Here is a 14,680-nt window from a genome sequence, read left to right on the forward strand (position 1 = left end):
CGGTCCGCAGCGACGGTACCCGTGCCGCGGTGATCTTGACGAGCGAGCGACCCGCCCTTGGGCCGCCTGTGACCTTCCTCACATCCGCGGCCACACTGTACGGCCCGCGGGTGCTCCCCGACTACGCCCCCTGGAGCCGAGCCGCGGCCTCCGCGACCCGCTCGTCGGGGGCCGTGAGCGCCGCGCGCACGTGCCCCGCCGCGGCGGCGCCGTAGAACGCGCCGGGTGCGACGAGGACGCCCAGGCCGGCGAGGTCCTCGACCGTGCGCCACGCGTCCTGTCGCGGTCCGTCCGGCCGCACCCACAGGTACAGCCCCGCGTGCGAGTGGTCCACCACGTAGCCCGCGGCCTCGAACCCGGCGCGCAGGACCCGGCGGCGGCGACGGTAGCGCTCGCGCTGCTCCGCGACGTGCGCGTCGTCGCCCAGCGCCGTGGTCATCGCCGCCTGCACCGGCGCGGGCACGATCATCCCGGCGTGCTTGCGGGTCTCGAGCAGCCGCGCGACCAGTTCTGGGTCACCGGCCAGGAACGCCGCCCGGTAGCCCGCGAGGTTCGACTGCTTCGAGAGCGAGTAGGTCACCAGCAGGCCGGTCAGGTCGCCGCCCGTGACCCGGGGGTCCAGCAGGCTGGGCACCCCTGCCGACGCCCACGGCTCGTCCCACACCAGCTCGGCGTAGCACTCGTCGGACGCGACGACGACGGGCCGGCCCGTCCGGCGCCCCGCCGCACGGGCCGCCGCGACGACCGCGCGCAGCTCCTCCACGGCGAGGACGGCGCCGTGGGGGTTCGCGGGCGAGTTCAGCCACACGAGCCGCACGTCGTCCCGGCGCGCGAGCTCCGCGGCCGGGTCGTCCGTCGGCACGGGCAGCGCACCGGCGAGGCGGGCGCCGACGTCGTACGTCGGGTACGCCGTCGCGGGGTGCAGGACCACGTCGCCGGCACCTACGCCCAGCAGCGCGGGCAGCAGGGCCACGGCCTCCTTGGAGCCGACCGTGGGCAGCACCGCGGCCGGGTCGAGCCCGGGCACGCCCCGGCGCCGCGCGAACCAGTCGACCACCGCGGCGCGCAGCGCGGGCGTGCCGTGCGTCGTCGGGTAGCCGGGCGCGTCGGCCGCCGCCGCCAGCGCCTCACGCACCAGCGCGGGCGTCGGGTCGACCGGCGTGCCGACCGACAGGTCGACGATGCCGCCGGGGTGCCGGCGGGCGAGGTCCGCGAAGGGCGTCAGGGTGTCCCAGGGGAAGTCCGGCAGGTCACCGGTGGCCAGCCCCACGGGTCAGCCCCGCCGCGGCGACGCGGACGGGCGCAGGGCCCTCACTCGCCGTGGACGCGCAGCGGCAGCGTGGCGATGATGGGGTGGTCGTGCTCGATCTGCCCCATCTTCGCGGCACCGCCGGGCGAGCCGACCTGGTCGAAGAAGTGCACGTTCGCCTCGTAGTACTGGCTCCACTGCTCGGGGACGTCGTCCTCGTAGTAGATGGCCTCGACGGGGCACACCGGCTCGCAGGCGCCGCAGTCGACGCACTCGTCGGGCTGGATGTAGAGGGAGCGCTTGCCCTCGTAGATGCAGTCGACCGGACACTCCTCGATGCACGCCTTGTCCTTGACGTCCACGCAGGGCTCGGCGATCACGTACGTCACGGGCGGTCCTCCACGGGTGCAGCGGTCGACCTAGTATCCCCCACGTGGCAGCGACGACGAGCCGACGTCCACCGTCCGACACGCCACACGGGCGGTGGCCCGCGTGACCGGCGCGGCACTCCCCCCGTGGCGCGCGTGGCCGCCGGGCGCGCGCGTGGTCGTGCGCCGGCGGCGCGACGACCTGCCGCCGGCCGGTGCCGCCCCGGTGGGCGGTCCCGACGAGCCGCCGTACACCGACGTCCTCGGTGACCTGCTCGCCGTGGACGACGACGGGCTGACGGTCCGCACGCGGCGCGGCGACGTGCACGTGCCCGCCGCCGACGTGCTGCTCGGCAAGCTCGTCCCGCCCGCGCCCGTGCGCCGGCGCCCGCGCGCGCCCGGCGCGGTCGCCGAGGGCTGAGCCCGCTCCCTCCACCCACGCGACGACGCCCGCCCCCCGAGGGGGACGGGCGTCGTCGTCGGCCGCGCTCGCGCGTCAGGGCGCCGGCGCCGTCGGCGCGGCCCCGCAGACGATCTTGTTCTGCGGCTTGTACCGCCACGTGTCGGACTCGGTGTCCACGACCTGCCCGTTCAGCAGGACGCGCCGGGTATTCGTCACCGTGAAGCCGGGGTTGCCGGCGCTCTGCGGCTCGCACGTCGGCGACTGCGAGTACACCGTGGTGGGCGCGACGACGCCCGACCGGCCGCTCTTCGACGTCTCGACCGTGAAGTGCTTCGTGCCCCAGATCGCCACGTGCGCACGCCCGTCGGCGACCCAGCCCTGCACGAGCGCGCCGTACGGCGTGTTGTTCTTCCACCGCATGTCGAGCACGCCGGTGAAGATCGTGGCCTCGCGCCCCTCGGGGTAGCGCTGGAACCACTCGCTGTGCGGCGTGTGCTCGACGTCCTCGAACCCGGCGAAGTAGGCCGCGTTGTACACGGTGGTCGACACCTGCGACAGGCCGCCGCCCCAGGCGTCCTTGTGCTCGCCGTTGACGATCGCGCCCGCCTCCACGAACCCGTGCGCGGCGTCGACCGGCCCGAGCGCGTCCGTGAGGCTGAACGTCTCGCCCGGCCGCACGAGCGTGCCCGTGATGTTCTGCAGGCCCGCCGCGATGTTGGCCGTACGCCGCGGCTCGCTGGTCAGGGGGGTCGAGAACTCCGACACCACCTCCTTGACGCCCAGCGCCTCCAGGGCGGCGGTCGTCTGCGCGGGGTCGGACGCCACGAGGTCGACGGGCGCGACCCGCTGCTCCGAGGTGACCGACGCCGCGACCGAGGCGGCCAGCGCCGCCGGGTCGAGGCTCGTGCCCGGCGTGCCGCCGACGATCGCGGGGGCGCCGTTCTGGAACTCGAACCGCGCGTCCGACGCGGCCGTCACCACGTCGGGGACCTGCGCCAGCACGGCCGCCGCGAGCGCCTCGCCGTCGAGCTGCAGCTCGAGACCGCCGGCGACCGGGACCATGCTCGCGTTCGCCGTGAGGGTCGCCACGTCGAGGACGGCCTGACGGTCCGCGACCTGCACCGTGATCGGCGCCGCCGCGAGCCGCTGGGCGACCTCCGTCAGCGCGGCCTGCGTCTCCGCCTGCGTGATCGCCGGCTCGACCGGCGTGGTGGGCAGCGTCAGCGGGCGCTCCCCCACCAACCACTCCTCCTGCACCGTCTCGGTCGCCCCCTGCACGTCGAGCTCCCAGCCGTCGGTGGCCTCCGTGGCGTGCGCGGCGCCGTCCGCGAACACGACGGACCCGTCGACCGGCGCCAGGCGCACGGACTCCGACAGCGACGCCAGCGACGCCTCCAGCGCGTCGTCGTCCACGCGGGTCACGGGCGGCTGCACGTCGACGCCGACGAGCTGGCGCCACAGGCGCACGGGCTCGGTGAGGTCGACGCCGGTGAGCCGGGCGACGGTCGCGTCCGCGTCGAACGTCAGGCCGGCGGCCGCCGGGTCGAGCTCGGCCTGCGCGTCCTGCGCGACGACGGGCACCGGCTGCGCCGTGCGCTCCTCGAGGCCGGTCGTCAGGGCCGCCCGCGCCTCGTCGGTCGTGAGACCGCCGATCTCGACGCCCGCGACGGTGGCACCCCGCGGCACGCGGTCCGCCAGCGCGTACGACGCCCCCACGTAGGCGCCGCCGGCCAGCAGCACGACACCGCCCACGACGGCGAGCGTGCGGGGCCAGCGGCGACGCCCGTCGTCGGGCTCGAACACGTCCAGGGGCGACGGGTCGCGCTCGGACTCGGGCGTCGGGGTCACGGGGCCACCGGGGGCCTGCCGGCCCTGGTCCGCGTCCGTGGCGGGACCGGTGGCCGGCCAGGGGCGGGTCGGGGCGGCAACACCGGTCGCGGCCGCAACACCGGTCGCGGTGGCCGCCGGCGGGAGGACCTCGGTGGCGGCGGGGTGGGCGGGCGGCGCGACCTCGGCCGGGCCCTGCGCCGTGGCGGCGTCGACGGGCGGGACGACGCGCGTCGCCGTGGCGTCCGCGGGGTCGGCGTCCTGGTCCTCGTCCTCGTCCTCGTTCGGGGTGGCCCCGGGCTCCGGGGACGGCGCTGCGCCGGACGGGGTCGCGTCAGACGGGGTCGCGTCAGACGGGGTCACGTCAGACGGGGTCGCGTCCGACGGGGTCGCGTCCGACGGGGTCGCGTCCGACGCCGCTGCGTCAGACGCCGCTGCCTCGGACGGGGCGGCTTCCGCCGGTCCACCGGCCGACGACGGGCCCGACGGGGCGGCCGACGGCGTGGTCGACGGCTCCCCGCCCGCTGCGCGGCGGGAGGCGTCGGTGGGGTCGATGTCGCTGCGGGGCAGCGCGTGGGCGGGGACGCCGACGGCCGCCGCGTTGAGGGCCGTCATCGCGAGCGCGGAGAGGCCGCCGAAGCCCCGGGTGCCCTGCGGTGCGGGCGGCCGCGCCGCGTCGTCCGTGGGCGGCGCCGCCGGGGCGGCCGACCCCTCGTCGGGTGCGGGCACCGACCCCGGCTCGGCCTCGGGTGCGGCGGCCGACGCCTCGTCGGGCGCGGGCACCGACCCCGGCTCGGCCTCGGGTGCGGCGGCCGACCCCGCGGACGGTGCGGCCGTCGACCCGGTCGTGGGCGGTGCCGTCACCGCCACGTCCTCCCAGGACGGCCACGCCCAGACGGCGGGGGCGGAGCCCGTCGGGCGCGGGCGCTCGGCGCCAGCGGGACGCGCACCGGTCGCGCCCGGGCCGGGGCGGGACTCGCCGGGACCGGCCGGCGGGCGCGTGGCGGCGGCGTCCGTCGCGACCGCGTCCGTGGCGGCGGCGTCGGTGGCGACCGCGTCCGTGGCGGCGGCGTCCGTGGCGACGCCATCCGTGGCGGCGTCCGCGCGATCGGGGCTGGATGCGTCGGCACCCGCCGGGGGCGGGCTGAATGCGTCCGCGCCCGACACGTGCGCGCGCGGCTCGACGGTGTCGGCCGGGTCTTCGGCCACACGCCGAACGTCCCCACCCGCGTCGCCGACCGCGGTCGGAGCAACGTCCGCCGGGTCATCGGTCGCACGCGGAACGTCCCCGCCCGCGGTCGGAGCAACGTCGGCCGGGTCATCGGCCACACGCGGAGCGTCCTCACCCGCGTCGCCGGCCGCCGGCGGAGCAGCGTCGCCCGGGTCCTCGGCCACACGCGGAACGTCGACGTCCGCGTCGCCGACCGCGGTCGAAGCAGCGTCGCCCGGGTCGTCGGCCTCGCCCGCAGCGGCATCGGCCTGGTCGCGGTCGTCGCGCGGCTCGGCGGCGTCCGCGGCCGGAGCATCGTCCGCCGGGTCGTCGACCGCGTCGGCCGGGTCGTCGACCGCGGGCACGGCCGCGTCGGCCTGGTCGTCGACCGCGGGCACGGCCGCGTCGGCCGGGTCGTCGACCCCGGGCACGGCAGCGTCGGCCGGGTCGTCGACGGCGGGCACGGCCGCGCCGGCCGGGTCGTCGGCCTCGCCCGCAGCAGCATCGGCCGGGTCGCGGTCGTCGCGCGGCTCGGCGTCGTCCGCGGGCGTCGGCCCCGGGTCCTGCGCGGGGCCGGCCGGCACGCGGGGCGCGGGCACTGCCGCCGTCTCCCCGCTGCCGCGGGCACCCTCGGGGGCGGGGCGCGCGCCGGGCACGTCCCGGTCGTCCGTCGTCCCGTCGGCCGTCGTGCCGCGGTCGGTCCCGTGCGTCATCAAACCCCCGTCTGCTCCATGCAGCGCGCAGACCGCGCCCGGGCGAGTCTACGGCGCGGCGCCGCCCCCCGGATCGCGTTCTCGTCCCCCGGAGGGAGGATCACCCGCCCGCCGCGCGCGCCCGCGCCTGGTGCTCAGCGGACGCCGCGGACGCGTCCCCGCAGGTGCACGAGCCCGCCCGCGGCGGCACCGCCCTGCGCGACCGCCCGGACCGCCCCGACGACGACGTCGTGGTCCCCGGCGCCGTGCACGGCGACGGTGCGGCAGTCGAACCACGCCGCGGCACCGGCGATCCACGGCGCGCCCGAGACCGGGGCGGCGGTGTGCGGGACGCGGTCGAGCTGCCCGACGGCGGGCCGGCCCGGCGAGGCGAGCCAGTCGGCGACGTCGGCCTGGTCGTCGGCGAGGACGCTGACGGCCCAGCCGTCGACGTCGTCCAGCACCTCGCGCAGCCGTGAGTCCGCGTGCACGGAGAACAGCAGCAGGGGCGGGTCGAGCGAGACGGACGCCACGGAGTTGACCGTGGTCGCGTGCGCGACCCCGCGGCGCACGACGGTGACCACGGCGACGCCGGCCGGGAGCCGGCCGACCGCGGCGCGGAACGCGTCCTCGTCGACGGGCGGCGAGTCGGGACCGGCAGCGCGGTCCGCACCGGTCGGCACCGCGCCGGTCGGCACCGCACCCGTCGGCCCTGCACCGGTCGGCACAGCACCCGTCGGCTCCGGGCCGGTCACGGCAGCGGGTGCCCCGGGCTGCCGCCGGGCGCCGGGTCGTCCTGGACCCAGCGCCGCGGGACCAGCGCCACGAGCACCACGGCGAGGAGGGCGCCGAGGAGCCACCCCCAGCCCCACAGGTCGGTCCCCGGCACGAGCACGTCGCCACCGGGGCCCTCGCCGGCCAGCACCTGCGTGCTCAGGAACAGCCCGCCGACGGCCCCCACGTAGGTGGGCCAGCCGCCCCACGCCCGCGCGGTCAGCACCGCCACGAGCACGAGCAGGACGCAGAGGACGAGCCCCCACGGGCGGATCGCGCGGTGCATCAGCGTGCCCAGCACCCCGACGACGGCACCGAGCAGGAAGGTCGCGGCGCCGCGGGCGAGGAGCGCGGTGGTGGGCGGCTGCACGGGCGTCACGCTACCGGGCGCACGCCGGCGGGCCACGTGACGCGCGCCTGCCCCGCCCGCGGGCTGCCGGGCGCGTAGCGGTACGCCTCCACGGGCAGGACGGGTGCGAGGACGCGGTTGCTGAGGGCGTAGCAGCCGACCAGCGCGGCGTCGCCGTCCACGGCCCGCACCGCCTGCACCTGGGTTGCGTGCGCGCGCAGCGCACCGAGCACGCGCTCGCGCACGGGCAGCACGTCGACCTCGACGTCGAGCGCGTCGTCGGGCACCGCGACGCTCGCGGGCTCACCCGCGGCGTCCGGGAGGTCGAGGTCCTCGACCGCACGGCCCAGCGCGGCGCGCACCTCGGGGCCGGCGAGCGCGGCCTGCGCTCGTCGCAGCGCGGCCCGGCCCTGCGCGGCCCACAGCACGACGGGCACGACGTGCGCGGACCCGGCGTCGTCGCCCTCGCGCGCGGCGAGCTCCAGCGCCCGCCGCGTCACCTCGTGCGTGCGCACGTGGTCGGGGTGCCCGTAGCCGCCGCCGGGCTCGTAGGTCGCGACGACCTCGGGGCGGCGGCTGCGCAGCACGCGCGCGAGGGCGCCGGCGGCCTCCTCGAGCGGCACGCCGACGAAGGCACCCGGCGGGACGTCGTCGGGTGCGCCCGCGCGCGTCGCACCGACCCATGCCATGCCGGAGTCCTCGTAGCGGGCGCCGCCGTCCGCGACCTCGTCGAGGAACCGGTGGTCGCGCACGCCGAGCGCGGCCAGCGCACCGGCGAGCTCCCCGACGCGGTGGCCGGCGAGCGCCGGGCCGTCCCCCTCGAGGTGCGCCCACCGCTCGCCGATCACCTCGCCGCGTTCGCCGCGCGTCGCGGTGACGACCGTGACCGGGCGACCGGCGGCCGCCCACGTCGCCAGCAGCGCACCGGTCGCGAGCGACTCGTCGTCCGGGTGCGCGTGGACGGCGAGCAGCCCGCCGGTGCGCGTCGGCGTCACGCGCGCTTGTTGCGCGCCGTCTGCCGTGCCCGCTCGGTCTGGTCGAGCACCACCTTGCGGATGCGCACGACCTCGGGGGTCACCTCGACGCACTCGTCCTCGCGCGCGAACTCGAGGGACTCCTCGAGCGTGAGCTTGCGCGGCGGCACCAGGTTCTCGAACGACTCCGACGTGGAGGAGCGGATGTTGTTGAGCTTCTTCTCCTTGGTGATGTTGACGTCCATGTCCTCGTTGCGCGCGTTCTCGCCGACGACCATGCCCTCGTACACCTCGGAGGTCGCCTCGACGAAGAACGTCCCGCGGTCCTGGAGGTTGAGCATCGCGAACGGCGTCGCGACACCCGACCGGTCCGCGACGAGGGACCCGTTGACGCGCGTCTCGATCGGGCCGGCCCACGGCTCGAAGCCCTCCGCGATGGACGACGCGATGCCGGTGCCGCGGGTGTCGGTGAGGAACCGCGTGCGGAAGCCGATGAGGCCGCGCGCCGGGACGACGAACTCCATGCGCACCCAGCCGGTGCCGTGGTTGCTCATCGTCTCCATGCGGCCCTTGCGCTGCGCGAGCAGCTGCGTGACGGCGCCCAGGTACTCCTCGGGGACGTCGATGGTCATGCGCTCCGTCGGCTCGAGCACCTGGCCGTCGACCTTCTTCGTGACGACCTGCGGCTTGCCGACGGTGAGCTCGAAGCCCTCGCGGCGCATCTGCTCGACGAGGATCGCCAGCGCGAGCTCGCCGCGGCCCTGGACCTCCCACGCGTCGGGACGCTCGGTGGGCAGCACGCGCAGCGACACGTTGCCGATGAGCTCGCGGTCGAGGCGGTCCTTGACCTGGCGGGCCGTGACCTTGTGGCCCTTGCCGCCCTTGCCAGCCAGCGGGCTGGTGTTGATGCCGACCGTCATCGAGATCGCCGGGTCGTCGACCGTGATGAGCGGCAGCGGGCGCGGGTCGTCCGGGTCCGTGAGCGTCTCGCCGATCGTGATGTCCTCGATGCCGGCGACGGCCACGATGTCACCGGGGCCGGCCGCGTCCGTGGGGACGCGCTCGAGCGCCTTCGTCTCCAGCAGCTCGGTGATGCGCACGTTCTGCAGCGTGCCGTCGTGCCGCGCCCACGCGACCGTCTGGCCCTTGCGCAGGGTGCCGTTGTGGATGCGCAGCAGCGCGAGGCGGCCGAGGAACGGGGACGCGTCGAGGTTGGTGACGTGGGCCTGCAGGGGGGCCTGCGGGTCGTACGTCGGCGCGGGGATCTTCTCGAGGATCGTCGCGAACAGCGGCTCGAGGTCCGGGCTGTCCGGGAGGCCGCCGTCGGCGGGCTGCGTGAGCGACGCGCGCCCGACCTTGGCGGCCGCGTACACGACGGGCACGTCGAGGATCGCGTCGAGGTCGAGGTCCGGGACCTCCTCGTGCAGGTCGGAGGCCAGGCCGAGCAGCAGGTCGGTCGCCTCGTGCACGACCTCGTCGATGCGCGCGTCGGGGCGGTCGACCTTGTTCACGAGCAGGATGACCGGCAGCTTCGCCGCGAGCGCCTTGCGGAGCACGAAGCGCGTCTGCGGCAGCGGGCCCTCCGACGCGTCGACGAGCAGGACGACGCCGTCGACCATCGACAGGCCGCGCTCGACCTCGCCACCGAAGTCGGCGTGGCCCGGGGTGTCGATGACGTTGATCGTCACGCCGTCGGGCTGGCCGACCGCTGCGGCCGCGGGACCGGCGTACCGGATCGCGGTGTTCTTCGCGAGGATCGTGATGCCCTTCTCGCGCTCGAGGTCGCCCGAGTCCATCGCGCGCTCGTCGACGTGGTCGTGCGCGCCGAACGCGCCCGACTGCCAGAGCATGGCGTCGACGAGGGTGGTCTTGCCGTGGTCGACGTGGGCGACGATCGCGACGTTGCGCAGGTCGGAACGCACGGCGGCGGCCTGGCCGGTTGCGGGCATACGGGTAACTCATCTCAGCGAGGAGGAGGGGACGCGCCGACAGCGGCGCGCACCCATCTTACCGGCCGCACCCACGAACCACGTCAGTGACGCCTGTCTCCCCCGCCCGGGCGCAGGCGGCGGCGCGGCGGGCCGGCGGCGCGGTCAGCCGTCCGTCCGGGCCCAGTCCCACCACGACGTCAGGTCCGCCCGCGCCGGCGCGAGGACGTCGACTCCCGTGACGACCGGCAGCCCGGCGTCGTCCTCCGCGTCCCGGTCCGCGACCAGCAGGACGGCCGGCGTGCGCACGAGCGGCAGCACCGCGCCCGCCGCGACCAGGTCCCCCGAGGTCTGCGCCAGGATCGCCGGCAGCGCCGCCGGGTCGACCGTGACCGCCGCCGCGTCGAGCGCCGCGTCGAGCGCCGGGTCCGCGTGCCCCGTGACGTTCGCGGCGCCGTCCCCGCGCCAGCGTGCGACCCACGACGCGACGGGCAGGTCGCCCTGGGCGACCGGGACCAGCGCGGCGTCCCACGCGGCCGCCTCGCCGCGCAGCGCCTGCACCGGGTCCTCGACCTGCGCCGGCACGACGTCGAGGCCCGCCTGCTCCGCGGCGCGCGTGAGCACCTCGACGGCGCGGGCGCGGACCGGGTCGTCCGTCGCCGCGAGCAGGCGGACGGTCACGGGCGCGTCGTCCGGCGCCGCGTCGGGCTCCGGCGGCAGCGCGGCGTCGACCTCGGCCGCGGGCGCGTCGGGGCCGGCCTGAGCGGCGACGACGTCCGACGGCCGGGCGTCGTCCCACAGCGGCGCGACCGCCGCCGCCACCACGTCCGCGCGCGGGACGGCCGCCACGAAGGCGGCACGCAGCGCGGCCGCCGCGGCCGCCGGGTCGGGGGCGTCGGCGTGGGCGGCCGGGTCGAACGGGCCGCCCGCACGCTCCTGCAGGACCAGCTGCAGCACCGCGTCCCCGCCGGTGCGCGTCGCGACGCCGTCGGCGTCGGCCGCGGCGGCCAGCACGTCGGCCGTGCTCAGCGGTGCCGCGACGTCCACGTCGCCGGCGGCCACGGCGTCCACCTGCGCGAGCGGGTCCAGGTCCGTGCGCAGGCGGAGCCGGTCCCAGCGCGCGGCACGGTCACCCGCGTAGGCGTCGTTGGCGACCAGCTCGACGCCGTCCTGGTCCACCCGCTCCAGGACGTACGGGCCGGTCGTGGTCGTCAGCGTCGGGTCGGCGGCGACGTCCCCCGACGCGCCCGCCGCCCGCCAGACGCGCGAGACGGGCACCAGCGCGGCGCGGTCCTGCTGCTGCACGGCCGTGGTGACGGCGGCGGCCCACGTCGCGGCCTCCGCCGTGGGGTCGGCCGACGGGGTCGGCGTGGTGGAGGCGGACGACGTGCCGGTGGCGGCCGTTGTCGGGCCGGGCGTGGGCGTCGCGGTCGCGGACGCCGTGGGGGCGGCAGCCGCGGGCAGGGCGGGCGCCGCCGGGTCGAGCGCCAGGCGGCCGACGACGTGCGCCGGCAGGTTCACGTCGAGCGCGAGCTGCCAGTCGGCCACCGGCCGGTCGTACACGACCGTGACGGTCGCGCCGTCGACGACCGGCACGGCCGACGCGTGGGCCAGCGCCGGCGACGTCGCGGCGAACGCGACGACCTGGTCGAGCGCGGCGGGGTCCGCGGGCAGGCCGCCCGCGTCGAGCTCCGGGACGACCTCGTCGAGCTGCCCGCTGCGCGCGGCCCACTCGAGCAGCAGGTCCGCCGGCGTCACGGGCACGCCGTCGGACCACCGGGCGGTCGGCGCGATCGTGTAGCGGACGGTCAGTGGTGCGTCGGCGACCTTCTCGACCGTGCCGAACGACGGGTCGGGCGTGACGGTGCCGTCCGGCTCGAGCGCGACGAATCCCGCCTGCACGAGGCCGCGCACCAGCACGCTCCCCGGCGCCCGGCCCGCGACCGTCCCGGCGTTGAGGGACGCGAACGGCAGGTCCGCGGCCACGACGACCGTGCCGGCGCGCGCCGGGTCGACCGGGTCGGCGCTGCACGCCGCCGTCAGCGCCAGGAGCAGCGCGCCCGCTGCCACGACGCGCACTCGCCCACCACGCGCCCGACCCGTCCCGTCCGTCCGCACCGTTCCTCCGCTCCCGCGCACGCGCGTCCACCCGTCCGGCCGTCACCCGTCCGCAGCCGTCGTCCCCCTATCGGCGTGACCGGGTCAGGACTGAAGTGGCAGAACGGACGGAACCCTCCGGACCGTAGCGGACCACCACGAGAGGGTGCGCCGGCGGGCCGGCCGGCCCGCGCCCCGCACGCGCAGACGCCCGGCCCCGCTGGGGGACCGGGCGTCCGGCGTGCGCGGGCTCAGATGCCGGGGCGCTGCGTCCGCTCGTTGTCGATCTCGTCGATCCCGAGGGCCTCGGCGCGGCCCGCCTGCTCGGCGTGGCGCGCCTCCTCCGCCAGGACCTCGGCGTGCTGCGCCTCGAGGAGGGCGTCGCGCGCCATGCGCCGCTCGCGCTGCGCCTCCGGGTCCGGCACGGGCACCGCGGCGATGAGCCGCTGCGTGTACGGGTCCTGCGGTGCGTTGACGACCTGCGCGGTCGGCCCCACCTCGACGAGCTTGCCGTTGCGCATCACCGCGACGCGGTCCGCGAGGATCTCCACCACCGCGAGGTCGTGGCTGATGAACAGGCACGCGAAGCCGTGCTCGCGCTGCAGCTCCTGGAACAGGTCGAGCACCGCCGCCTGCACCGACACGTCGAGCGCGGACGTGGGCTCGTCGGCGACGAGCAGGCGGGGCTCCAGCGCGAGCGACCGGGCGATGCCGACGCGCTGGCGCTGACCACCGGACAGCTCGTGCGGGTACCGGTTGCGCATGGCGCGCGGCAGGCGCACCTGGTCGAGCAGCCGCTCGATCTCCCGCTGCAGCTCCTGCCCCTTGACGCCGCGGTGCAGCAGCAGCGGCTCGGCGATGGACTCGCCGATGGGCAGGCGCGGGTTCAGCGACGAGCCCGGGTCCTGGAAGACGATGCCGACCTTGGTCCGCAGCGGCCTGAGGTCCTTCATCGACGCGCCGACCATGTCGTGCCCGACGATCCGGAGCTGCCCGCCCGTGACCGGCAGCAGACCGACCGCGGCGCGGCCGATCGTCGTCTTGCCCGAGCCCGACTCGCCGACCAGGCCGACGACCTCGCCCTGGCGGATCTCGAGCGAGACGCCGTCGACGGCGCGGAACGCCGGCGTGCGGCGCCGGCCCGGGTACTCGATGACCATGTCGCGTGCGTCGAGGACGACCTCGCGCTCCGCGTCCGGGCTCAGCGGCGCGGCGGCGCCGGCGCGCGCCGGCTCCGACACGGTTGCGCGCGCGACGGGCGCCGCCGTGGTGGCCGTCCCCCGCCCGAGGTGCGGGACCGCGTCCAGCAGGCGCTGCGTGTACTCGTGCTGCGGGTTGCGGAAGACGTCCAGGGCCGCGCCCTGGTCGACGACGCGCCCGTCCTTCATGACGATGATGTTGTCCGCCATGTCGGCCACCACGCCCATGTCGTGGGTGATGAGGACGATGCCCGCGTCGATGCGCTCGCGCAGGTCCCGCATGAGCTTGAGGATCTCCGCCTGCACCGTGACGTCGAGCGCCGTCGTGGGCTCGTCCGCGATCAGCAGCCGCGGGTCGCACGCGAGCGCCTGGGCGATCATCGCGCGCTGCCGCTGCCCGCCCGAGAGCTGGTGCGGGTAGGAGTCCACGCGCTTCTCGGGGTTCGGGATGTCGACGAGCCGCAGGAGCTCGACCGCGCGCTCGCGCGCCTCGGCCGGGCCGATCTCGAAGTGCGCGCGCAGCGTCTCGACGATCTGGTACCCGATCGTGAACACGGGGTTCAGCGCCGTCATCGGCTCCTGGAAGATCATCGAGATCTCCCGTCCGCGCACGCGGCGGAGCTTGCCGTGCGGCATGCCGACCAGCTCGCGGTCGCCCATGAGGGCCGAGCCGCGCGCACGGCCGTTCGCGGGCAGGAGCCCGAGCAGCGCCATGGACGACTGCGTCTTGCCCGAGCCGGACTCGCCGACGATGGCGAGCACCTCCCCGGGGCGCACGTCGTAGCTGACGTCGACGGCGGCCGGGTGCCAGCGCCCGTCGACGTAGAAGTCGACGCACAGGCCGCGCACCGAGAGCACGGGCGTCGTGGTCGGTGCGGGAGGGGTCTCGAGGGCCACCGTTCAGCGTCCTTCCTGCTCACCGACGGTCCGCCCGGTCGGGGCGGCCGCGGTGCGCGGGTCTGCGAGCATGGCCACGTGGGTGCCACGCAGGAGTTCACATCGGGGTACGGACGAGGTCTGACCGTCGCGGCGGCCGCGACGGGGGTCGTCACGCTGGGCGCGGTCGCGGTGCAGGACGGCGCCCGTGAGGCGCTGCGCCTGCTGCCGCTCGTCGCGCTGGTCGTGCTCGCCGTCTGGGCGCTGCTCTGGCGCCCGGCGGTCGAGGTCTCGGACGGCGAGCTGGTGGTGCGCAACGTGCTGAGCACGGTGCGGGTGCCGTGGCCCACCTACCGCGGCGTGACGCGCGGCTGGTCCCTCGTGGTGCACACCACCGACGGCGACGTGCAGGTCGCGGTGGCCCCGCGCGGGAGCGCCGCTGCCGGCGCGCTCCGCCGACGCGGTGCGGACGACGACGTCGCACCGACGGGCGGGCCGCCGGCCGGCGACCGGCCCGTCCGCTCCTACCGGCCGACCGCCGAGACCGTCGGCGACGCGATAGAGGCCCGGCACGACGCGCTGGTGCGTGCCGGGTACCTCGACGGCGCGGAGCGCGCGAGGACCGAGCACGGTCTGCGCCCGACGCGCCGGGTGCACGTGCTCGGCCTGGGTGCGGCCGTGGTGCTGGCCGCGGCGGGCGTCGCCGTGCTCGTCACCGGCTGACGCGGTGCGGG

11 protein-coding genes are annotated in these 14,680 nt (G+C 77.1%); 2 read left to right on the top strand and 9 right to left on the bottom strand.

Annotated features, from left to right (window positions below; translation table 11 throughout):
- Positions 1 to 121: 121 nt before the first annotated feature.
- Positions 122 to 1,270 (bottom strand): succinyldiaminopimelate transaminase, encoded by a 1,149-nt coding sequence (gene dapC, locus E5225_RS13070; RefSeq protein ID WP_135973193.1) that lies wholly within the window; start codon positions 1,268 to 1,270, stop codon positions 122 to 124.
- Positions 1,271 to 1,311: 41 nt separating this feature from the next.
- Complete coding sequence (gene fdxA / locus E5225_RS13075; RefSeq protein ID WP_135973194.1) at positions 1,312 to 1,638, bottom strand: ferredoxin; 327 nt, start codon at positions 1,636 to 1,638, stop codon at positions 1,312 to 1,314.
- Between the two features lie 103 nt (positions 1,639 to 1,741).
- Here fdxA and E5225_RS13080 point away from each other — a divergent pair, with 103 nt between their 5' ends.
- Complete coding sequence (locus E5225_RS13080; RefSeq protein WP_135973195.1) at positions 1,742 to 2,038, top strand: hypothetical protein; 297 nt, start codon at positions 1,742 to 1,744, stop codon at positions 2,036 to 2,038.
- Positions 2,039 to 2,113: 75 nt separating this feature from the next.
- On the opposite strand, the gene E5225_RS13085 is transcribed toward E5225_RS13080, so the two are convergent.
- The 7 genes from E5225_RS13085 to E5225_RS18140 form a co-directional block, all read right to left on the bottom strand.
- Positions 2,114 to 5,770 carry a VanW family protein gene (locus tag E5225_RS13085; RefSeq protein WP_135973196.1) on the bottom strand — a complete coding sequence of 1,219 codons (3,657 nt, stop codon included), beginning with the start codon at positions 5,768 to 5,770 and terminating at the stop codon, positions 2,114 to 2,116.
- A gap of 134 nt (positions 5,771 to 5,904) precedes the next feature.
- On the bottom strand, positions 5,905 to 6,477 hold the full coding sequence (locus E5225_RS13090) for a flavin reductase family protein (protein WP_243738185.1): 573 nt from the start codon (positions 6,475 to 6,477) through the stop codon (positions 5,905 to 5,907).
- Positions 6,478 to 6,500: 23 nt separating this feature from the next.
- On the bottom strand, positions 6,501 to 6,893 hold the full coding sequence (locus E5225_RS13095) for a hypothetical protein (protein WP_135973197.1): 393 nt from the start codon (positions 6,891 to 6,893) through the stop codon (positions 6,501 to 6,503).
- A 5-nt stretch (positions 6,894 to 6,898) separates the two neighbouring features.
- Positions 6,899 to 7,867 (bottom strand): N-acetyl-1-D-myo-inositol-2-amino-2-deoxy-alpha-D-glucopyranoside deacetylase, encoded by a 969-nt coding sequence (mshB, locus tag E5225_RS13100; RefSeq protein WP_135973198.1) that lies wholly within the window; start codon positions 7,865 to 7,867, stop codon positions 6,899 to 6,901.
- Positions 7,864 to 9,795 carry a translational GTPase TypA gene (gene typA / locus E5225_RS13105; protein ID WP_135973199.1) on the bottom strand — a complete coding sequence of 644 codons (1,932 nt, stop codon included), beginning with the start codon at positions 9,793 to 9,795 and terminating at the stop codon, positions 7,864 to 7,866. The genes mshB and typA overlap by 4 nt, the downstream gene beginning before the upstream one ends.
- A gap of 144 nt (positions 9,796 to 9,939) precedes the next feature.
- Positions 9,940 to 11,853, bottom strand: coding sequence for an ABC transporter substrate-binding protein (locus E5225_RS13110; RefSeq protein WP_166435941.1), 1,914 nt, complete (start codon positions 11,851 to 11,853; stop codon positions 9,940 to 9,942).
- Positions 11,854 to 12,122: 269 nt separating this feature from the next.
- A complete protein-coding gene (locus tag E5225_RS18140; RefSeq protein ID WP_135973201.1) occupies positions 12,123 to 13,967 on the bottom strand; it encodes an ABC transporter ATP-binding protein in 1,845 nt (614 codons plus the stop codon).
- Positions 13,968 to 14,045: 78 nt separating this feature from the next.
- Here E5225_RS18140 and E5225_RS13120 point away from each other — a divergent pair, with 78 nt between their 5' ends.
- Entirely contained in the window at positions 14,046 to 14,669 is a 624-nt protein-coding gene (locus E5225_RS13120; protein WP_135973202.1) for a hypothetical protein, read from the top strand.
- The last annotated feature ends 11 nt before the right edge of the window (positions 14,670 to 14,680 follow it).

The organism is Cellulomonas shaoxiangyii (assembly GCF_004798685.1).
Taxonomy (GTDB): Bacteria; Actinomycetota; Actinomycetes; order Actinomycetales; family Cellulomonadaceae; genus Cellulomonas; species Cellulomonas shaoxiangyii.